Genomic DNA, 19,580 nt, shown 5'->3' with positions numbered 1-19,580 from the left:
TAAATATCACTATTTGTTGCTTTGGTCCGGCATGCACAGCGCTTATAACAACCTCACCTGCACAACTAAAAAACAACGTGAGGCATTATGAGTTCCGTTTCTTTCGAAAACACCTTACCGGCGTCTGAGCCGGTTCGTTCGGTCAGCGATGTGGCAAGGCTGATCAACACCCGCAGTGACAAAAACAATTATGCGCGCATGATTGTGTTCCTCGCGCTCGGCGGCGTCTTCCTCGATGCCTACGATCTCACCACGCTCTCTTATGGGATTGACGATGTGGTACGCGAATTCCAGCTTTCTCCTCTTCTTACCGGATTGGTGACGTCCTCAATCATGGTCGGCACCATTGTCGGGAACCTGATTGGTGGCTGGCTCACCGATAAATATGGCCGTTACTCGGTGTTTATGGCCGATATGCTGTTCTTCGTGGTCTCCGCCATCGCAGCGGGATTAGCGCCCAATGTCTGGGTACTGATTGGCGCACGTTTCCTGATGGGGATTGGCGTGGGTATCGATTTACCCGTGGCGATGTCCTACCTGGCGGAATTCTCTAAATTCGCTGGTAAAGGCAACAAAGCCGCGCGACTCGCCGCCTGGTGCCCGATGTGGTACGCCGCGTCAACGGTGTGTTTCCTGCTGATCTTCGCGCTCTATTTCCTGTTACCGAAAGAGCATCTTGACTGGTTATGGCGTGCATCACTGCTCTTCGGTGCCGTTCCTGCGTTATTGATCATCGCAGTGCGCAGCAAATTTATGAACGAATCACCGTTGTGGGCAGCCAATCAGGGCGATCTTAAGTCTGCGGTGCGCATTTTGCGTGACTCTTACGGCATCCATGCTCACGAGGCCGAACCCGAAGCGCCACCAGCAGAAGCGGCACCCAAAGTCAGTTTTCGCGTGCTGTTCCAGAAACCCTGGCGTGAACGCACCATCGTGGCAGGCGTAATGAACATCTGCATTTCGTTTGAGTACACCGCAATCGCCTTCTTCCTGCCTTCGATTCTTGCGCAGTTTCTTGGTGCAGGCGTGTTTGAAACTATCTCTGCATCGCTCGGCCTGAACGCGCTGTTTGCTTTCACCGGCGGTCTGCTGGGCATGCGTCTGGCCTGGAAATATCCGTCTCGCCATGTGGCAATCGCCGGATTTGCACTGCAGTTCTTCGCACTGATTGCATTGGCATTGATTGGGCACCCTGAAGCGATCGCGGGGATTGTGTTTGCGGTGCTGATGCTTGGCTTGTGGTTGTTTGCTGAAGGCTTTGGCCCGGGTGCGCAGCTGATGGTCTACCCGGCGCTCTCTTATCCGACGTCCATTCGCGCGACTGGCGTGGGCTTCAGTCGTGCGCTGTCAGGGATTGGCAGCGCACTGGCGCTGTTTATTCTGCCGATTCTGCAGGCGGCGCTGGGCACCAACATGTTCTGGGTGGTGTCGCTTGCTGCCATCATCCCGATCTTTTTCCTGCTCGCGGTTCGCCACGAACCGACGCGCCACGACATTGACGATCTTTCTCATCAGGAGTGATTATGAGCCAACTTTCTACAGGCACCGATTACGCTGCGCTGGCTGCGCATTTCCGTCCACTGTTTGATCGTATTGCTGAAGGTGCGGTAGAGCGCGAACGCAGCCGCACGTTGCCCCATGAAGCAATAACCTGGTTAAAAGAGGCGGGCTTCGGTACGGTACGCATCCCGAAAGAGCAGGGCGGGTGGGGCGCATCGCTGCCACAGCTGTTCCAATTGCTCACCGAACTGGCGGAAGCGGATTCCAATCTGCCGCAGGCATTGCGTGCGCACTTCGCATTTGTCGAAGACCGCCTGAACCAGCCCACCAGCGCTGAGCGCGATCGCTGGTTCCGCCGTTTTATTGACGGCGAGTTGGTGGGCAGCGGCTGGACTGAAATTGGCACCGTGAAACTCGGTGATGTGATAACCCGTGTCACGCCCGTCGCAAATGGCTGGACGCTCAGCGGTGAGAAGTTTTACAGCACGGGCACATTGTTCGCCGACTGGATTGATGTATATGCGCGACGCAATGACAATCAGGGCGATGTTATCGCTCTGGTAAGCACTCACCAACCTGGTGTAACGCGTGATGACGATTGGGATGGTTTTGGCCAACGCTTAACTGGTAGCGGCACCACACGCTTTGAAAATGCGCACGTCGAGCAGGAACACGTCTTCGATTTCGCCACGCGTTTCCGCTATCAAACAGCATTCTATCAACATGTGCTGTTGGCTACGTTGGCCGGTATTGGACGGGCGGTGGCACGTGACGGCGCGAAAGCGGTGGCTGCACGAAATCGTATTTATAGCCACAGCAATGGTTCGACTTCACGCGAGGATGTACAGGTACTTCAGGTGATCGGTGAGATCACCAGCCTGGCGTTTGCGGTCGAAGCCACAGTAATTCGCGCAGCACATTCACTGCAATCAGCCTATGAAGCCCATGTGAGCAACGATGAAGCAAGGCTGGTTGAGGTCAACGCATTAGCGGAAGCCGAAGCAGGGCAGGCACAAGTCATCGCCAGTGAACTGGTTCCGCGCGCCGCCACCGAGCTGTTTAACGCGCTTGGCGCGTCGGATACGCGTATCAGCAAAGCGCTAGACCGCCACTGGCGTAATGCGCGTACCGTCTCGTCACACAATCCTGTGATTTATAAAGCACGTGATATTGGCGGCTGGAAGGTTAACGGCACGCCACCAACGGGGATTTGGCAAATTGGGCGTGGGGAAGGGTAAAACATTTCAAGCCGGGCGGCTTGAGCCGCCCACTTCTAATACAACGTTTTTAAACTCTCCTGAATCACATTCAGCGCCGTGGTGACATTGGAGTTCGGCCGCCGCGTGACAAACAAACCATATGTCACTTTTACCGGAGCCTGCGCGACATTCACCAGACGCATACTGTCATGACGAATGAGCTCCGCTGGCAGCATGGCCACACCCAACCCGCCTTCAACAGCGGGGATGATCGCGCCCAGGTTTGAGCTGGTTACCGCGATCCTAAACTCCTTGCCTGCTTCAATCAGCGCATCAAACATCAAGCGTCGCCATGAACAAGGTTCACCGCAAACAATAGCATCGACCGTCAGCGCGCTATCCCAGGGATAGTCAATTCCGCACACCCAATGCAGGTCGATCTCCCAACTGGTTAACGGGTCTTCGCTGAATCCGGCGGTCAAACCCAAGACCATATCAAACGCGCTCTCCTGCCAGCGTCTGGCGAGAATGTGATCGCTCTCAATGGAAAGCTCGATGTGCAGGCCCGGACACAATCTTCTCAGCCTGCCTAGTGCAAAGGGGAGCAAGCTCGATGCCACATCTTCGGACATCCCGATACGAAGCGTGCCGGCGGGCGTACTTTCACTCAGTTGCGCGACCGCCATTTCTCCCAACGCGAGAATTCGCACCGCAAAACTGAGCAGCACTTCTCCCTCTTTGGTGGGGACGACGCCACGTCCTGTCCGACGCAGCAAACGCTGGCCCGTATGTTCTTCTAGTCGACGAATCTGTGCACTGAGTGCGGATTGGGCGCGTCCGGCCTGCTCGGCGGCGCGTGTCAGGCTGCGGTGATGACAAACGGCAACGAAAGTACGAAGCAGCGCGGGTTCAAAATTGTCCGATATCATGATGGGGTTATGTCTGATACATGTGAATGCAGCCTACCAACATATCATCAGCTTCGCTACGCTTTATCTACCGGTCATTATTCGTATTCAGCAGTGTGGAGAGCAGAGATGAAAGCAGTAACTTACCCACAACCAGGTGGTCCAGAGGTTTTGCAACTGGTGGATGTCCCCGAACCTCTGATCTCGCAGGATGAGCTTCTGGTGGCGGTGGAAGCCATCAGTGTTGAGGGCGGCGATATCATTTCTCGCAACAGCCAGCACTTACAAGCGGGTGAGTCTTTGGGCTATGCGGCAGCGGGCACCATTCTTGATGTGGGGGCAAAGGTAACGGGATTTAAGAGGGGGCAGAAAGTGGCCACGTTCAACTGGCGAGGTGCTTATGCAGAACGTCGCGCTGTCGCTGCATATAACTGTTTTCCTGTTCCTGAAGGCCTGGATGCGCGAATTGCTGCTGCCATTCCGGTTGGGCCAGGCACCGCGGCATGGGCGTTTCATTTAGGAAAGCTGCAGCCAGGCCAAACCGTACTCATTCTCGGCGCGGCGGGTGGAGTGGGCATGGCTGCCGTCCAACTGGCATCCCGCATGGGTGTCCGGGTGATCGGAACCGGTACGCGGCCAGAATCACTGGAAAAGTTACGTGAGTTTGGCCTCAATGACGCGATTGTGGTTGGTGACAAGCAGGCTGGCGAACAGGTACGTGAATTGCTGGGCGGAAATAAAGTGGATTTGCTGATCGATACCATTGGCGGTGAAGCATTGTCAGATGGCATTGAAGTATTAAAAGACGGCGGGGCGGCGATTCTGATCGGCATTCTCGCTGGACGTAATCAGATGGTGGATGCGGAATATCTGCTGCTGCACCGTATTACGTTGATCGGATGCTTGCTGGGTCCAGAATGGGGCGAAAAACAGATTGCCCGCGATTTGGTGAATGAACTGATGGTGATGGCGGCGAAAGGCGAACTGATCGTGCCTATCGATAGTACTTTCCCGCTAGAACAGGTGGTTGAAGCTCATCAACGAGCAGAAACGCGTGGGCGTTTGGGCAGAGTGTTTATCACTGTTTAACAGTGTGCGGCCGTAAGGCCGCACACTACCTGGTCACTGCTTATCCAGTGACCAGGTCGCGCTGCGCACATCCACTTTAACCGGCAGCAATCCAACGCGGGTAAACGTATCGGCTAACGCCTGCTGTTCATCAAATACCTGCGGTGTCATGCGCGTGGCACCATACGGCAGGCGCTTCAACGTGGTCTGCCAAATCGTTTTATCTAACCCGGTCGATTTCGACAATATCGCCGCGGCTTCATCCTGGTTGGCATTCGCCCAATCACTCAACTTACCCAGTTCCTCCACCACCTGTTTCGCGGTGTCAGGATGGCCTTCCGCAAACGGGCGGCTGGCAAGATAGAAGGTGTAATGCGGCACTAAACCTTCCGCATTACGGATTTCACGCGCGTCGGCATTGGCTTCCACTTCTGCAAGGTAGGGGTCCCAAATCACCCACGCATCAATCGCACCTTTCTGGAAGGCGGCGCGCGCATCTGCAGGTGGCAGGTAAACGGGTTTCACGTCCTTATAATTCAGTCCGGCATCTTCCAGCGCTTTCACCAGCAAATAATTCACGTCAGAACCCTTGTTCAATCCAACGCGCTTACCTTTCAAATCCGCCACACTTTTGATCGGCGAATCTTTAGGAACCACGATGGCTTCGGTTTTGGGGTTAGCAGGGGAGTGACCGAGGTAAATCAAATCAGCTTTGGCAGCCTGCGCGAAAGCCGGTGGGGCATCGCCGGTGGCGGCTAAATCGATGCTGCCCACATTTAACCCTTCCAGCATCTGCGGCCCGGCCGGAAACTCGACCCAGCGGACATTGATGCCTTCCTTCTTGAAGGTTTCATCCAGCGTGCCGCGATACTTCAGCAGCGCAAAGATATTGGCTTTCTGATAGCCGATGGTCACGGTTTCTGGTTTAGCGGCAAAGGCGTGCGCAGAGAGCAGGCCGAAGCTAAGCGCCAGGATGCTTAGCGCAGGAATTTTGGTTGGCATAATCACTCCTTGGTGGTTTTTTAAATCACCATAACAAAGCGCTTATATAACCAATAAATAACTAATTTCGATCGCTTATAACCGAATTTTTGTGATCAAGATCATTCACTGTAATCAGTATGTCATGTTGATTTGCATAGATGCCCAGATAATTAGCACGGTAATAATTTGTATAACAAATCAAAATGTCATATTGATATGCTTCTGTCAGGATAGGCACTTACGTTGCCTGCTATGGGTTTCTTTCGCTCTATGAAGTGGTTTTCACAAAGCGCAGTGCTGTTTTCTGCCAAAACTTGTCTTGCTGCCTTTCTGGCTTTTTACATTGCTCTGGAACTCAATCTCGATAAACCGGCCTGGTCACTGACTACAGTGTACGTTGCCTCCCAACTCTATTCGGGTTCGACCGTATCGAAATCGGTGTTTCGCTTTTTCGGCACCTTGCTGGGTGGGCTGTTTACGCTGCTGATCTATCCCACTACGGTAGAGTCACCGATGCTGTTCAGCCTGTGTATCTCGCTATGGGTTGCCGTGTGCCTTTACCTTTCATTGCATGATCGCACGCCGAAAAGCTATGTGTTTATGCTGGCGGGTTACAGCGCGGCGATCATGGGATTCCCCGATGTGACATCCCCTTCGGCCATCACCTACACGGTGATATCGCGTATTGAAGAGATCACCGTGGCGATTATCTGCAGCAGCCTGGTGCACCGCTTGATCATGCCGGTCTCGATGCGCAACTTGCTGGAACAGAGTGTCAGCCTGTGGTACCTAAATGCCCGTAAGCTGTGCAGCGAGTTAGTTACGGTGATGCCAGCTGATAAATCGGTAGAGCGAGAAGATATTCTGGTTCAGATGGCGAACTATCCTCTCAACGTCGAAACCTTGATTACACACTGTGTATATGAAGGCGATGCCGCGCGACGTCTGGTGCGTTTGGTCAGCGTGCAGTATCAACACCTCTCCTATTTGATCCCGACCCTAACGGCAATTGAATCACGGCTCAATTTGCTGGCGCAGCAGGAAATCCGCTTTCCAGACTATGTGTCTGAGGCGTTCCAGCAGTTTTTGTTATGGCTAAATGGCAATGATCAGGTTCAGGTGCACGATGTCCTCACTGTTGCACAGGCGCAGTTGAAACAGGCCTGGCAGGAAGGTCGGCTCAACAGTGAAGAGAGTATTTTGTTGATTGGATTGCTGGAGCGCCTGCTTAACTTCGTGCGTATCGCTAATGCCTATCACAGCGTCAGCGAACGCGTGAGTGAGTGGACACCGACCGTCAAGCCGGGAAAAACCGTGCGTGCGCATAAGCATGTCGATAAAGGTTTGCTGCTGCTCTCCTGCTTCACTGCGTTTCTTGCCACCTTCGCCACCTGCTTGTTCTGGATCGGCAGCGGCTGGAAAGATGGCTCGACTGCGCCGATGATGGCGGCGGTACTCTGCTCCTTCTTTGCCGGGCTGGATAGTCCCATAGCGCCAATGAAGCTATTCCTGAAGGGCGTATTGATCTCAATGGCGATCAGTCTGCTTTACGTCACCGTGTTGATACCACAAGCGGTAACGTTTGAAGCAATGATCATCTGCCTCGCGCCTGGATTATTTGCGCTGGGATTGGTGATTGCCAACCCGGCAACCAATTTGATTGGCCTGATCGTCGCCACGCAGATTCCGGGCCTGATTGGCATGAGTCATCATTTCAAACCCGATCTTCTGCTTATAGTGAACGCAATGATTTCAACGCTGATGGGTATTGTCATCGCCCTGGTGCTGACGTTGCTTATTCGCAACAAGCGTCCATCGTGGACGGCGAAACGCGCGGTGCGTAAAGGGATCCGCGATTTGCTACAGTTTATCGCTGCGCTGCGCCTCAACACGGTAACGATGACGGCGCGCCAGCAATTTGTGGCGCGTACGCTGGATAAGGTCAACATTATCCTGCCACGTAAACGCGTTGATCCCTCACCCGATCTGGTTTCCGGCGGCAATCTGATTGCCGAAGCCTGGCTTGGCGCCAACTGTTACGACTATTACACGCGGCACAAGGCGCTGCTGACCGAGAATGGCATTGAGAGTGCGGCGATGTTCCATGAGCTGAGTGTGTTCCTCAAACGCAGGCTGAAATCCCTGCAGACACAGCCCCATCCGGCGTTGTTGCATGAACTTAATCGCCTGCTGTTGGGTTTAGAGGCGCGGACATTACAGGAACAGGCGTTGTTTACGCCGATGTTCCATCTGTTCAATATCCGCTTATCGCTGTTTCCCTCAGCACGCTGGCCGGAAAACGCGCCACTTGAGGTTGATCGCGCATAAGTGTGCCGCAAACCCTGTATTTGAGCTGGGGGCATGCACCAGACTGACAAATCCCGTACAGTGCTGGACAGGCTTGATAAAGGAAAATCGCAGATGAAAATGATCGGTTTGATCGGTGGGATGAGTTGGGAATCGACGGCGCTCTACTATCGCATCATCAATGAACAGGTGAAGCAGCAACTTGGCGGATTGCACTCGGCGCGTAGCCTGATGTACAGCGTCGACTTTCAGGAAATTGAGAAGCTGCAAGTGGCGGGAGAATGGCAGCGGGCCGGCGAGATTCTGGCAGAAGCCGCGCGCAGTCTGGAAAAGGGCGGGGCGGACTTTATTGTGCTCTGCACTAACACCATGCACAAAGTCGCTGACCAGATTATCGGTGCCGTGGATATCCCGCTGCTCCATATCGCCGATGCGACTGCTCAGCGTATTCAATCCGCTGGCGTGAAGCGCGTGGGCTTACTGGCGACTGCATTCACCATGGAGCAGGAATTCTACAAAGGCCGCCTGGCGCAATCTGGCATTGATGTGCTGGTACCGGATGCGTCGGGCCGGAAGACGGTGCATGACATCATCTATCAGGAGTTGTGCCTTGGCATTATTCGTGAGTCGTCGCGAGCGCGTTATCGTGAGGTGATTGCTGAGCTGGTGGCGGAGGGTGCCGAAGCGATCATTTTGGGTTGCACCGAAATTACCCTGCTGGTGAAGCCCGAAGATGCCAGCGTGCCGCTGTTTGATACCACGTTAATTCATGCCGAGGATGCGGTGAAACTGGCTCTGGCAACAAAATAATTATCCTGCTAATTATTTTGTGTGTTATTATCTGTTCATTGAAGGCACAACGTCTGACTCCACATGGTCGTACAGGGATGTGCCAGAACGGGCTGCCAATACGTTGGCAGCCTTTTTTGTGGTCAGAATGCTGTTTCCAGTGAATCTGTGACGCAATAATCGTCGTCCACCAGTGGCAGATAGCGCCATTTATCAAAAGCGGTGCAGGGATGAGAGATACCGCATCCTACCCAATCACCCGGCTGCAACGTTTCATCATCGGGCAGCAGCAGATACGCATGTTGATCGTTGACGTCACTGATACGCAGATGGGTTGCTGCGCGCGGTTCACTGCCATCTGCGTTGCGGATCCACAATGGATTGGGCAGATCCTGGTCGAACGGCACATCACGCCGGCCAAAATCGACAAAAGCCAATCCTGGCTCAGGACGAGACAACACCCGCCCCCAAATCTCCAGCGCTGCATCGAAGTGATGGCTCGAACCCGGTTGCGCGAAGGGTGCAATGCGCGCATACAAGCCGCTGTCATGCGCCATATAGGCACCGGACCGAATCAAGGGTGTCATCGGCAGCGGTAATGTCGCGGCAGTAAAACACTCGGTCACCACGTCAAACCAGGCGCCACCGCCAGCGCTGAGGATGATGTGATCGCTGCTGAAGAGTTGCTGATCTGCCAGCAGTGCGGCGGTGCTGATCATCATCTGACAATATGCTCTCACGCGTTGAATACCGGCTTCATCACGACCCGCACCCAGCGCGCCTTCATAACCGGCCACGCCCACCAGATGCAGTGAAGTACTGGCTTTCATCGCTGCGGCAATTTTTAGCGCTTCCTGCTGCGAACGGCAGCCGGTGCGGCCGCCACTCACCGACATTTCCAGCAGCACGGAAATCTGTGCATCACCGAGATGCTGCTCCAGCAATTTTACGCCCTGCAGTGAATCCACATAGCAGAGGAAACCGTGGTCGGGATGCTGCTGCTGCCATTGACCAATCCAGCGAATGCCCGCCGGATCGACCAACTCATTGGCGAGAAACACATTGCGGATGCCAAACTGACGCAGCGCGCGGACCTGTGCCGGCGTGGCAGCACCCAATCCCCACGCGCCACCCTCTGTGATAGCGCGGCGCAAGATCGCGGGCGACATAGAGGTTTTTCCATGTGCTGCCAGCATGATGCCGTTTTCCTGGCAAAACGTGGCGAGCTGGTGGAGGTTGTTCTGCAGCGCTGATTGCTTCATCACCATCAACGGGGAGAACACTTCATCAGTAGTAAACACATTGCTGCCAGGCGTTAATGGCTGATGACCTGCACCCGCCACCGATTTAAAACGGGGTGCAGGTTGTTGGGCATCCAGCAACCCGTCGGCCTTCAGTGGAAAATGAATCGACATAGTGACTCCTGTTAATGCTCAAGCACGCGCGATAAGAATTGCTGAGTGCGCGGGTTTTGAGGATGCACGAAGATCTGCTCAGGTGAACCCTGTTCGGCGATAACGCCCTGATCCATAAACACCACGCGATCTGCCGTTTTACGAGCAAAGCCCATTTCGTGCGTCACCACCACCATGGTCATGCCTTCACGCGCCAGGCTGCGCATTACTTCCATCACCTCGCCAACCAGCTCTGGGTCAAGCGCGGAGGTGGCTTCATCGAAGAACATAATTTTCGGTTCCACCGCCAACGCGCGCGCAATGGCGACGCGCTGCTGCTGACCACCGGAAAGCTGTGCCGGATAGTGATGCGCGCGCTCCGCCAGCCCAACACGAGTCAGTGCCGCCATGCCGCGTTTGTTCGCTTCCGCTTCCGACAGTTTTTGCGCTTTAATCAGCGCCAGCGTGACGTTACCCAGCGCGGTTTTGTGCGGGAACAGGTTGAACTGCTGGAACACCATGCCGACATGGCCACAAATTTCGCTGCTGCGCTTGCGGTCGTGCAATGGCACTTTGTTGACCCATATTTCGCCGCCATCAGCGGTTTCTAAGCCGCTCATGATGCGCAGCACGGTGCTTTTTCCTGAACCGGACGCACCAATTAACACCAGCACTTCGCCGGGTGAAACATCCAGACTGATCTCTTTCAGCACCTGAGTGGAGCCAAAGGATTTAGTAATGCGGCTCAGCGTAATCGCAGATTGGCTCATGATATCTGGCTCCTGGTTTGATGATGTTGAACCCAACGAGAAAGCGGGAAGCAAATGGCGAAGTAGAGCAGGGCAACCAGGCCGTAAATCACCACTGGTTGGCCGATGCGATCGACAATCGCCTGGCCCTGATGCATCAGTTCGGACATGCCGATCATGCTGACGATCGAGGTGTCTTTAATCAGCGAAAGATACTGACCGGCCAGCGGCGGCAACACGATGCCACGGGTTTGGGGCAATACCACGCTCATGAAGGTTTGACGTTTGGAAAGTCCGAGAATCCACGACACTTCCCACTGTCCTTTCGGTACTGCTTCAATGCCGGCGCGGAACACTTCGGCGATATAGGCACCTTGATAGATGCTCAAACCGAGGATCCCGGCGGCAAACAGGTTGATCTCATAACCGAAGTAGGCCACGCCGAAGTAGATGAACATCAGCGTGATCAGCACTGGCGTACCGCGAAACAGCTCGGTATAGAGTACGGCGATCTGTTTGGCGACCGGCAATCGGCTGGTGCGCAACACTGCAGCCAGTAAGCCCAGCAACGTGCTGCCGATAATGGCGGCGATGGACAGCAACAGCGTGATACCCAGTCCTTTCATCAGGATGGGGAAAGAGCTGATGATTAGCTCGCTCATAGCGCATTCTCCTGTTTCACTGGATTAGTCAGCCATTTTTTTGCCCACCACCAGGCGGACTTTTTTACCGGGGTCACCAGCGGCGGGTGGAACATGCGCCGTCCTGCTACCGTGCCCAGCCAGGAGAACAGATTGCTCAGCACCAGATAGACCAGCGCGACCACGCTAAAGGTCTGGATATACAGCAGAGTGCGGGCGTTAATCACCGTGGCGGTGCCGGTCAGTTCTGGCAGGGCAATCGCAGAAAGCAGCGAAGTGCCGAGCAGCAGCTGAATCAGGTTGTTGATGATTGCCGGCCATACGGCGCGTGCCGCCTGCGGCAGTACCACGCTGAGAAAGATTTGCCGACGTGGGATGCCGAGAATATAAGCGGCTTCGAGCTGACCTTTAGGCACCGATTGAATCCCGGCACGAAAGGTTTCAGACAAGTAAGCGCCAACGTTGATGCCCAGCGCCAGCACACCGGCGGTAAAGGCGCTCATGGTGATGCCCAGCGAGGGCAGGCCAAAGAAGATGATGAAAATTTGCAGCAGCACTGGCGTGTTGCGAATGAATTCGACGTAGCAGTGACTGATCCAGCGCAGGGGAGCAACAGGCGATGATTTCGCTAATGCCGACAATAAACCCAATGCCACCGCCAGCACGAAGGCCAGCAATGTCACCTGTAGTGTCAGCCATGCGGCCTCAAGAAAGGTGTCGGCATAGCGCCAGAGGGTTAGCCATTGATAACTCATGGTTTGACTCCTTCGAACGGCGCGGCATCAACTGCCGCGCCGTACATCAATCAATATTGCGGATTCAGTGGGTAACGTGGCTTGCTACCGAACCATTTCTGATAAAGCTGGGCGTTTTCACCCGATGCATTAATCTCAAACAGGAATTCATTCAGATAGTTGGTCCACACCTGATCACCCTGTTTCACACCAAAGGCGTTATATTCCAGCGGAACCAGCGCCTCGTTGGTGACGGTCAGCGTGGGGTCCAGCTTGGCCTGGTAAGCCAGGAAGTTGTTATCTTCGATCATCGCATCGGCCTGGCCCTGCTTCACGGCGAGGATCGCGGCTTGCGATGAATCGTATTCCTGAATTTTCACATCAATACCGAGGTTGCGGACTTCATCCCCATTGGTTGAACCCTTCACCGTGGCGATGGTTTTGCCCGCCATATCATGCGCAGATTGAATGCCGCTGTTCTTGCGCACCAGCATTGCCTCACTGGCGACCACATACGGGTTGGTGAAGCCGATCTCTTTGGCACGTTCCAGATTGCGTGTGAAGTTACAGAACACGACATCGACTTTATTGGTTTGCAGGTTAGGAATACGGTTGGCGCTGGTGGTATTCACCATCTCCAGTTTCACGCCCATCTCCTTGGCCAGTGCTTTTGCCAAATCAACGTCATAACCATCCGGGTTGCCATCTTTGTCATAAAAACCAAAAGGGGCAAAGCTCAGGCAGTCACCGACACGCAGCGTGCCGCGTTGCAACACGTTCTGCAGGGCCGATTGCGGTGCAGCGCCAGCCTCTTTTTTTTCTTCGGTGGGTGTGCAGCCAGCTAAAACCAGTAACGCCAGCGCAGCCGCGCCGAATTTAAGCGATGTTGTGTTCATTTTATGCTCTCTATAAAATGGTTATGAGTCGGCGTAACGCCGATATTTCACAGCAAAATGAAAAGCATCAATTAATAACAGGCTGTCCTGGTGTGGGCGAAGAAAATAAAAATTCGTCAGCCTGTTTTAACCGTAATAATTATTTACGATCGGCGCGGAAGCATTTCATATCCACTTCCACTTTGCAGTCGACCACTAAATCCTGCACGCTGCAAATACGCGCCGGTGGATTTCCACTGAATATCTCACTGAATACTTTATTAAAGGAACTGAAGTAGCGTGCGTCGGTCAGCACGGCTGTGACGTGGACCACATCTTCCACACGATAACCTGCCTCACGCATGATGGTCAGGCAGTTATCGAATGCTAACTGGGTCTGTTCAATGATACCGCCTTCCACTACCTCACCGTCGCGCATCGGCGTCTGGCCTGAGATATACAGCCAGCCATCAGCTTCTACCGCACGGGCAAAAGGCAATTTTTGCCCGCCGGTGCCTGTTCCACCTTCAATGCCATAACGTTTTATCGTCATGCAAATTGCCTCATTTCTGGAGTTGTTAGCCTGTCCGATATATCAGACTTGAATCTGCAATACCGGATAGGGCAAGATTTGCACAGTGGATTTGCTTTTGCAATATGAGATCGGTTATTTAATTTTTTGTGATGTAGTCGGGATCGCAAAATAAATCTCTTGGAGAGTGTTTGTTTAATAATAATGTGACCTTTGTCGAACATTTCAAATGTCAGCGAAAAACGATTGCGCCAAAATGAGGCCCCAAAATAGATCGCCATAATATAACGTCAGTGATTAATTTTTATTTTTACGGGGATGGGTAATTGTTGCGTTGGGGTGTATGATGCTTTTCTTTTTTCATGTATTCCAATCGCACCAATGCAACAGGGGAGTGAGCGTATGCCGGATGAAAAACCGTCACGGGCGCGCGGTGTTGACCGGGTTATTGATATTTTCCGTCAGTTGCATATTGCCCGTCAGCCGATGGCGATGCGCGATTTGATCGATGCCACCGGCGCACCCCGATCCAGCGTTTATGAGTTGGTCAGCCTGCTCAGTGAAGCCGGGCTGGTGGAATTAGATGCAGATGGTGCGGTGTTTTTCGGTCGCGAAATGCACTATTACGGTGCAGACTACATGGCGCACAATGACCTCATCCGTCGTGCCCATCAGTTGATGGTGGAGATTGTGGCGCGCCACGGCGAAACCGTGCAGCTTTGCATGCTGGAAGGCAACAAATACACGGTGGTGCTGTCCGAGAGCAGCAACGCGCACCCCTTCAAAATCACCTCAGATATCGGCGTACGCGTGCCCATCACCTGGACCGCGACTGGCCGCTTGCTGCTCAGCAACTGGTCTGACAGCGCGATCCTCGATTTGATTCCAGAAGAAGATTACCGTCTCGCCAGCGGGCAGATTCTCGATAAGCAGGCGTTTCTCGATGAAATCCATCATGCCGGTAAGCTGGGCTATTGCATGACGGAAGGTCTCTCCGAAAGCTTTACCTGCTGTATGGCGGCACCGATTCGTTCCCGCAGCGGCCAGGCGGTGGCGGCGATCTGCTTTATGGTGAGCCGTGATACGTCGCAAGAGCGTCGGCAGATGCTGTTGCAGGAGTTGATTACCTCCGGGCAGAAGCTGTCAGATTTTACTTAATACATGTCCAGGTGCGCATCAATGCGCACCCTACGCAAACCAACCCATCCTTTTTGACTCAATCCGTTACAACCCATTGTCCTGATGTTTATTTTTCGGCCCTTAAGGTTGTGTTAAGGTAATTGATAATAATAACTATTCTTTTTACCACGGAGTTTTAGGATGAAAACGCGCCTGCTACTGGCAATGGGATTACTGGCTTCCACGGCAGCTTCGGCTACCACTTATCCGTTAACCGTCACCGACATGGACGGTCACACGCAAACCATCAATAAAGAACCACAACACATCATCCTGCAGGATGGCCGCGATATTTTGACGCTGGCGTTGCTGGATCGTGATGACCCGTTCAAGCGCGTGGTGGCGTGGAATAACCTGCCGAAAAAACAGGACACCCAAACCTGGGATCTGCTGAAAGGCAAATGGCCGGAAGCGACCAAAATTGTTGATATGGGCTTCAGCGATCAGGGACAGGTGAATTTAGAAAGCGTGCTGGCGCAAAAGCCCGACATGATGATTGCCCAGCTGCGTGCTAAACCGGCATTGGAACAATCAGGTGTGTTGAATACGCTGAATAATCTGCATATTCCCGTGGTGTTTGTGGATTATGAACTGCACCCGGCACAAAACACCGCACCGAGCGTCACGCTGCTGGGTAAAGTGTTGAACCGCGAAAGCGAAGCAAAAGCCTATACCGACTTCTACCAGCAAAAGTTTGATCGCATCATCAAAGGCGTCGCCGAGGTGAAGAATAAACCGACCGTGTTCATTGAACCGATTGCCGGTAACAGCGATAACTGCTGCTTTACCCACAGCCATAACGGTTGGGGCGGATTGGTCGAAGCCGTTGGTGGCAAGAATATTGGTTCGGAATTGCTGCCGGGCAATGCCGGGTTCGTTGCGCTGGAAAAAATCATTGCCATGAAGCCTGATGTTTACATCATGTCTGGCTCTAAACGTCCGAACACGAATGTGCTGCCATTTGGTTACGGCGTGCAGCCAAAAGAGATCAACGCCACGTTCCAGACTCTGCTTCAGCGTACGGGTTTGGCACAAATTGAACCGGTGAAAAAGGGGCGTGTGTATGGCGTGTACCATCATTTCTACAACCACCCGTACAACATCATCGGCATGGAAATTCTGGCAAAGGATCTCTATCCACAGCAGTTTGCCGATCTGAAACCCACCGCAGATTTCCATACCATTGTGAAAACATTCACAAAATTGCCAGATGAACCGATTGATCTGAGCTACCCCAACAATCAGTAATGTGATTGAGCGGGCCGAGAAAGGCCCGCTTTTTTATGCCTTCTCGACAATCTTTCTCTGACATCATGACAAGCGTAATTGTTATGTTATAACATATCAATTATAACGTTGGGTGTGGCATGTCACCGCACCTGCACTGGCCATGTTGAAGGAGTCGCAATGTCATCACTATCCCCGAATTTTAGAAAGCTGCCGGTTACTGTCCTGTCCGGCTTTCTCGGCGCAGGTAAAACCACGCTGCTTAACCATATTCTTAACAACCGCGAAGGTCGCCGCGTCGCCGTCATCGTGAACGATATGTCGGAAGTGAATATCGACGCCGCCTTAGTCCGAGAGGGTGGGGCTGAGCTTTCTCGTACTGATGAGAAACTGGTAGAGATGAGTAACGGCTGCATCTGCTGCACGTTGCGTGAAGATTTGCTGCTGGAGGTCGATCGCCTCGCAAAAGATGGCCGTTTCGATAACCTGGTGATCGAATCCACCGGGATTTCCGAACCACTTCCGGTGGCGGAGACCTTTACCTTTGCCGATGAAGACGGTCAGAGCCTGTCAGAAGTCGCTGCGCTCGACACCATGGTGACCGTCGTGGACGGCTTTAATTTCCTGCGCGATTACGAATCCAACGAAAGCATTAAATCCCGGGGTGAATCGCTGGGTGAAGAAGATGAACGTACGGTAGTCGATTTGCTGGTGGATCAGATTGAGTTCTGTGACGTGCTGATTTTGAACAAAACTGACCTGATTGATGAAGCGGAAAAAGCCCGCTTGCTGGCGATACTGCACTCCCTCAATCCGCGCGCACGCGTGGTAACCTCTGAGTTTGGCAAGGTTGCGCTGAATGAAGTGCTGAATACCGGTTTGTTTGATTTTGATGCGGCCTCACAAGCGCCAGGTTGGTTACAGGAACTGCGTGGTTCACATACGCCGGAAACCGAAGAGTACGGCATTCGCAACTTCGTGTTTCGCGCACGTCGTCCTTTTCATCCCACCCGCTTCGCCAGCGTCATCGAAGGCGATCTCAAAGGCGTAGTCCGGTCTAAAGGCTTCTTCTGGCTCGCCAGTCGTCCCCATTATGCCGGTTCCTGGTCACAGGCCGGTGGCGTGACGCGTCAGGGCTTAGCGGGCATGTGGTGGGCCAGTGCGCCAAAAGAACGCTGGCCGGAAGATCCCGAAACGCTGGAATACATCATGCAGAACTGGGTAGAGGGCACCGGCGATGCGCGTCAGGAAATCGTGTTTATCGGGATTGAAATGGATGAAGCCGGTCTGCGCAACCAACTGGAAAATGCGCTGCTGACTGATGAAGAGATGGCTCAGGGGCCGGAAAACTGGGCCGGGTATCCGGATCCGTTTGATCCCTGGTTTCACTGATCACAGACGCACGCCAGGCACGGTGCAATGAACTGAGCGGCTGGCAACACCTTTCTGATTGAGTGAAGCGCAGTCAATCGCTCGGCTCCCCAATTGCCACTCTGGCAGTGCATGGCTTAACGGAACGGCATGACGCCAGGGATGGCAAACCCAGGCCGCAACGGGCGGCAGCAAGAGGTCACAATGCAAAAAGTCCCCCTTACCATTCTTAACGGTTTTCTCGGTGCAGGCAAAACGACGCTATTAAAAAGCTTATTGATTCAGGCGCATAAAGAGCAACTCGCCGTCTGCGTCATCGTCAATGATATGAGCGAACTGGACGTCGATGGCGTGCTGATTGCCAACACTGAAATCGTCAACGCCAGTAAACATAATTTCATCACGCTCTCAGCCGACAGCATCAGCAGCCGAACGGGTATCGAAAAACTCGATGCCGCACTTGCGTCGATGCTCAACGCACATCGTCCGGATCTGATTCTGCTGGAAACCTCTGGCAGCAGTCATCCATTGCCGCTGGTGCGTTATTTCCGCGACCATGCCAGGGTGCAACTCAATGGATTCCTATCGCTGGTCGACAGCGTGATGCTGAATGACGATTACCAGCAGGGCGAGGCGCTGATTCCTCGTTTACAGGCCAACCTGACCCGCCATGAGCGGCGTATCGAGAATCTACTGGCAGAACAAATCATGTTTTGCAGCCATTTGCTGCTCACCAAAAATGATCGGCTGCCTGCTTCCAGCATTTCCCGCATTGCTCAGGCGATTCATCCTTTGAATCCTTATGTGGCGGTGATGGCGGTGCCATGGGGAAATTTGTCACTGAGCGAATTGCTGGCGATGCCACCATACGATTTCCAACGTGTGGTGGGGCTGATTGACGAACTGGCAGAGGAGGTGGATGCCATTGATCCCGCAGCGTGGCAAATGGTCTCAGAAGTGATTCATGACGATCGGCCCTTTCATCCGCAGCGATTGTGGGATACCTGCCACCACTTTATGGGCGCAGGCATCTATCGCAGTAAAGGCTTTTTCTGGTTGCCGACGCGCGATGATTTAGCGCTGTTATGGAATCAGGCCACAGGCAGCATCAATCTGGAATTTATCAGTTACTGGAAAGCAGGAATCCTGAATCATCGTGATAGTCCGTTAACGGCAGAGGAGCGCGCGGCGGTTGAACAGGCGGTAGCCAAAATGCCGGGGCGATTTGGCGATCGACGATGCAGTTTAACAGTGATCGGTGAACCGGATGAAGTGAAAGCCTTCACCGTCGCCTTGAAACGCTGCTTTCTCAATGAAGAGGAGATTACATGGTGGCAAAGTGGCGGTGAATTTGCCGATCCCTGGCCGCAGCGCGTGGCGCGCGTATCCGCCTGAGTTAGCCTGCCAGCGCACGCATTTGCGTACAGAACGGACACTGGCAGCCGGATACGGGCTTTAACAGCGCCGCATGCACTTCTGCCGTCGCAAGAGGCTGCGTCAAATCGACGTTAGCCACTGCGGTATCCGGTTTTTGCGCCAGTTTTAACGTATCAATCTTTGCCTGAAAGGCACCTGCTTTTGCCGATGCTATGGCAATCAGCAGCAGAGGAACAGTGGTCTTCATCGCAGCAACCTCAATGAATGATTTGAAATGTGACGATATAACATTAACACAAGGCTGTTAAGGATTTTCAACATGACCAAACCTACAGCAGGAGAGCAGCAAAACCTTCTCAGTATGCCGCCGGAAGAGTATATGAATGCTCACCAAAGTGATTTCTTTTTGCGCTTATTGCGACACGAGCGTCAGGAACTGCTCGAACATATCGACTACCTGAAAACGCAACTGCAACGCAGTGAACAGCAGGGGGATGAAGCGGACAAAGCGATACGCGAAGAAGAACTGCGCTTGTTGTTTCGCCAGATCGATCGTGAAAGTCGTCTGCTACCCAAAATTGATGCGGCAGTGCAGCGCATCCATCAAGGCGAATACGGCTACTGCCGTGAAACGGGCGATCCCATTGGCCTGGCTCGTCTGCTGCTACGCCCCACCGCAGAACTCTCCATTGATGCCAAGATCAAGCAGGAACGTGTTGAAGCGCAGTATCGGAAATAAAAATCAC

20 protein-coding genes are annotated in these 19,580 nt (G+C 53.4%); 10 read left to right on the top strand and 10 right to left on the bottom strand.

What is annotated here, in order from left to right; all coding sequences use genetic code 11:
* Positions 1-87 precede the first annotated feature (87 nt).
* Positions 88-1,521 (top strand): MFS transporter, encoded by a 1,434-nt coding sequence (locus VH86_RS17010; RefSeq protein ID WP_045833606.1) that lies wholly within the window; start codon positions 88-90, stop codon positions 1,519-1,521.
* A 2-nt stretch (positions 1,522-1,523) separates the two neighbouring features.
* Positions 1,524-2,738: an acyl-CoA dehydrogenase family protein gene (locus VH86_RS17005; RefSeq protein WP_045833605.1), complete on the top strand. Its 1,215-nt coding sequence runs from the start codon at positions 1,524-1,526 to the stop codon at positions 2,736-2,738.
* A gap of 35 nt (positions 2,739-2,773) precedes the next feature.
* On the opposite strand, the gene VH86_RS17000 is transcribed toward VH86_RS17005, so the two are convergent.
* Entirely contained in the window at positions 2,774-3,628 is an 855-nt protein-coding gene (locus tag VH86_RS17000; RefSeq protein WP_045815494.1) for a LysR family transcriptional regulator, read from the bottom strand.
* 108 nt (positions 3,629-3,736) lie between these two features.
* On the opposite strand from VH86_RS17000, the gene VH86_RS16995 reads away from it, so the two are divergent.
* Positions 3,737-4,696: a zinc-binding alcohol dehydrogenase family protein gene (locus VH86_RS16995; RefSeq protein WP_045833604.1), complete on the top strand. Its 960-nt coding sequence runs from the start codon at positions 3,737-3,739 to the stop codon at positions 4,694-4,696.
* Positions 4,697-4,729: 33 nt separating this feature from the next.
* Here the strand turns inward: VH86_RS16995 and VH86_RS16990 are convergent, their stop codons facing one another.
* Entirely contained in the window at positions 4,730-5,677 is a 948-nt protein-coding gene (locus VH86_RS16990) for a sulfonate ABC transporter substrate-binding protein (protein WP_045815496.1), read from the bottom strand.
* Between the two features lie 252 nt (positions 5,678-5,929).
* Between VH86_RS16990 and VH86_RS16985 the strand changes: the two genes are divergently transcribed.
* Together VH86_RS16985 and VH86_RS16980 are read left to right on the top strand one after the other, a co-directional pair.
* Entirely contained in the window at positions 5,930-7,987 is a 2,058-nt protein-coding gene (locus VH86_RS16985; protein WP_045833614.1) for an FUSC family protein, read from the top strand.
* 93 nt (positions 7,988-8,080) lie between these two features.
* The gene (locus VH86_RS16980) at positions 8,081-8,776 is read left to right on the top strand and encodes an aspartate/glutamate racemase family protein (protein ID WP_045833603.1); all 696 of its coding nucleotides are present in this window, start codon (positions 8,081-8,083) and stop codon (positions 8,774-8,776) included.
* 122 nt (positions 8,777-8,898) lie between these two features.
* Here VH86_RS16980 and VH86_RS16975 read toward each other — a convergent pair whose 3' ends face one another.
* From VH86_RS16975 to VH86_RS16950, 6 genes are all read right to left on the bottom strand, one after another.
* On the bottom strand, positions 8,899-10,170 hold the full coding sequence (locus tag VH86_RS16975) for an alanine racemase (protein WP_045833602.1): 1,272 nt from the start codon (positions 10,168-10,170) through the stop codon (positions 8,899-8,901).
* A gap of 11 nt (positions 10,171-10,181) precedes the next feature.
* A complete protein-coding gene (locus tag VH86_RS16970; RefSeq protein ID WP_045815499.1) occupies positions 10,182-10,919 on the bottom strand; it encodes an amino acid ABC transporter ATP-binding protein in 738 nt (245 codons plus the stop codon).
* Entirely contained in the window at positions 10,916-11,560 is a 645-nt protein-coding gene (locus VH86_RS16965; protein WP_045833601.1) for an amino acid ABC transporter permease, read from the bottom strand. The genes VH86_RS16970 and VH86_RS16965 overlap by 4 nt, the downstream gene beginning before the upstream one ends.
* Positions 11,557-12,294 (bottom strand): amino acid ABC transporter permease, encoded by a 738-nt coding sequence (locus VH86_RS16960; protein WP_045833600.1) that lies wholly within the window; start codon positions 12,292-12,294, stop codon positions 11,557-11,559. Before VH86_RS16960 ends, VH86_RS16965 begins: the two co-directional genes overlap by 4 nt.
* Positions 12,295-12,344: 50 nt before the next feature.
* Positions 12,345-13,169, bottom strand: coding sequence for a transporter substrate-binding domain-containing protein (locus VH86_RS16955; protein WP_034822375.1), 825 nt, complete (start codon positions 13,167-13,169; stop codon positions 12,345-12,347).
* 139 nt (positions 13,170-13,308) lie between these two features.
* A complete protein-coding gene (locus tag VH86_RS16950; protein WP_045833599.1) occupies positions 13,309-13,701 on the bottom strand; it encodes a RidA family protein in 393 nt (130 codons plus the stop codon).
* A gap of 381 nt (positions 13,702-14,082) precedes the next feature.
* Here VH86_RS16950 and VH86_RS16945 point away from each other — a divergent pair, with 381 nt between their 5' ends.
* The 3 genes from VH86_RS16945 (at position 14,083) to zigA (ending at position 17,478) form a co-directional block, all read left to right on the top strand.
* On the top strand, positions 14,083-14,838 hold the full coding sequence (locus VH86_RS16945) for an IclR family transcriptional regulator (protein WP_034822379.1): 756 nt from the start codon (positions 14,083-14,085) through the stop codon (positions 14,836-14,838).
* A gap of 162 nt (positions 14,839-15,000) precedes the next feature.
* Positions 15,001-16,107, top strand: a complete 1,107-nt coding sequence (locus tag VH86_RS16940) for an ABC transporter substrate-binding protein (protein WP_045833598.1) — start codon at positions 15,001-15,003, stop codon at positions 16,105-16,107.
* Positions 16,108-16,266: 159 nt separating this feature from the next.
* Complete coding sequence (gene zigA, locus VH86_RS16935) at positions 16,267-17,478, top strand: zinc metallochaperone GTPase ZigA (RefSeq protein ID WP_045833597.1); 1,212 nt, start codon at positions 16,267-16,269, stop codon at positions 17,476-17,478.
* Here the strand turns inward: zigA and VH86_RS25785 are convergent, their stop codons facing one another.
* Complete coding sequence (locus tag VH86_RS25785; protein ID WP_156149359.1) at positions 17,479-17,667, bottom strand: hypothetical protein; 189 nt, start codon at positions 17,665-17,667, stop codon at positions 17,479-17,481.
* On the opposite strand from VH86_RS25785, the gene VH86_RS16930 reads away from it, so the two are divergent.
* Positions 17,662-18,852, top strand: a complete 1,191-nt coding sequence (locus VH86_RS16930) for a GTP-binding protein (RefSeq protein ID WP_045833596.1) — start codon at positions 17,662-17,664, stop codon at positions 18,850-18,852. The two genes, VH86_RS25785 and VH86_RS16930, sit on opposite strands and share 6 nt — an antisense overlap.
* 1 nt (position 18,853) lies before the next feature.
* Here VH86_RS16930 and VH86_RS16925 read toward each other — a convergent pair whose 3' ends face one another.
* Positions 18,854-19,081: a hypothetical protein gene (locus VH86_RS16925; RefSeq protein ID WP_034822387.1), complete on the bottom strand. Its 228-nt coding sequence runs from the start codon at positions 19,079-19,081 to the stop codon at positions 18,854-18,856.
* A gap of 72 nt (positions 19,082-19,153) precedes the next feature.
* Between VH86_RS16925 and dksA the strand changes: the two genes are divergently transcribed.
* Positions 19,154-19,573: an RNA polymerase-binding protein DksA gene (dksA, locus tag VH86_RS16920; RefSeq protein ID WP_045815505.1), complete on the top strand. Its 420-nt coding sequence runs from the start codon at positions 19,154-19,156 to the stop codon at positions 19,571-19,573.
* Positions 19,574-19,580 lie beyond the last annotated feature (7 nt).

Origin of the sequence: Pantoea sp. BL1 (genome assembly GCF_000963985.1) — a bacterium.
In the GTDB taxonomy this organism is placed as follows: domain Bacteria; phylum Pseudomonadota; class Gammaproteobacteria; order Enterobacterales; family Enterobacteriaceae; genus Pantoea; species Pantoea rwandensis_B.
The sequence above is the reverse complement of the archived record's forward strand: the minus strand, read 5'-3'. Positions and strand labels throughout refer to the sequence as shown.

What these genes read in the sequence shown, in the direction of transcription:
- VH86_RS17010 (WP_045833606.1), top strand. Translation starts at nt 88, where the DNA reads ATGAGTTCCGTTTCTTTCGAAAACACCTTACCGGCGTCTGAGCCGGTT.
- VH86_RS17005 (WP_045833605.1), top strand. Translation starts at nt 1,524, where the DNA reads ATGAGCCAACTTTCTACAGGCACCGATTACGCTGCGCTGGCTGCGCAT.
- VH86_RS17000 (WP_045815494.1), bottom strand. Translation starts at nt 3,628, where the DNA reads ATGATATCGGACAATTTTGAACCCGCGCTGCTTCGTACTTTCGTTGCC.
- VH86_RS16995 (WP_045833604.1), top strand. Translation starts at nt 3,737, where the DNA reads ATGAAAGCAGTAACTTACCCACAACCAGGTGGTCCAGAGGTTTTGCAA.
- VH86_RS16990 (WP_045815496.1), bottom strand. Translation starts at nt 5,677, where the DNA reads ATGCCAACCAAAATTCCTGCGCTAAGCATCCTGGCGCTTAGCTTCGGC.
- VH86_RS16985 (WP_045833614.1), top strand. Translation starts at nt 5,930, where the DNA reads ATGAAGTGGTTTTCACAAAGCGCAGTGCTGTTTTCTGCCAAAACTTGT.
- VH86_RS16980 (WP_045833603.1), top strand. Translation starts at nt 8,081, where the DNA reads ATGAAAATGATCGGTTTGATCGGTGGGATGAGTTGGGAATCGACGGCG.
- VH86_RS16975 (WP_045833602.1), bottom strand. Translation starts at nt 10,170, where the DNA reads ATGTCGATTCATTTTCCACTGAAGGCCGACGGGTTGCTGGATGCCCAA.
- VH86_RS16970 (WP_045815499.1), bottom strand. Translation starts at nt 10,919, where the DNA reads ATGAGCCAATCTGCGATTACGCTGAGCCGCATTACTAAATCCTTTGGC.
- VH86_RS16965 (WP_045833601.1), bottom strand. Translation starts at nt 11,560, where the DNA reads ATGAGCGAGCTAATCATCAGCTCTTTCCCCATCCTGATGAAAGGACTG.
- VH86_RS16960 (WP_045833600.1), bottom strand. Translation starts at nt 12,294, where the DNA reads ATGAGTTATCAATGGCTAACCCTCTGGCGCTATGCCGACACCTTTCTT.
- VH86_RS16955 (WP_034822375.1), bottom strand. Translation starts at nt 13,169, where the DNA reads ATGAACACAACATCGCTTAAATTCGGCGCGGCTGCGCTGGCGTTACTG.
- VH86_RS16950 (WP_045833599.1), bottom strand. Translation starts at nt 13,701, where the DNA reads ATGACGATAAAACGTTATGGCATTGAAGGTGGAACAGGCACCGGCGGG.
- VH86_RS16945 (WP_034822379.1), top strand. Translation starts at nt 14,083, where the DNA reads ATGCCGGATGAAAAACCGTCACGGGCGCGCGGTGTTGACCGGGTTATT.
- VH86_RS16940 (WP_045833598.1), top strand. Translation starts at nt 15,001, where the DNA reads ATGAAAACGCGCCTGCTACTGGCAATGGGATTACTGGCTTCCACGGCA.
- zigA (WP_045833597.1), top strand. Translation starts at nt 16,267, where the DNA reads ATGTCATCACTATCCCCGAATTTTAGAAAGCTGCCGGTTACTGTCCTG.
- VH86_RS16930 (WP_045833596.1), top strand. Translation starts at nt 17,662, where the DNA reads ATGCAAAAAGTCCCCCTTACCATTCTTAACGGTTTTCTCGGTGCAGGC.
- VH86_RS16925 (WP_034822387.1), bottom strand. Translation starts at nt 19,081, where the DNA reads ATGAAGACCACTGTTCCTCTGCTGCTGATTGCCATAGCATCGGCAAAA.
- dksA (WP_045815505.1), top strand. Translation starts at nt 19,154, where the DNA reads ATGACCAAACCTACAGCAGGAGAGCAGCAAAACCTTCTCAGTATGCCG.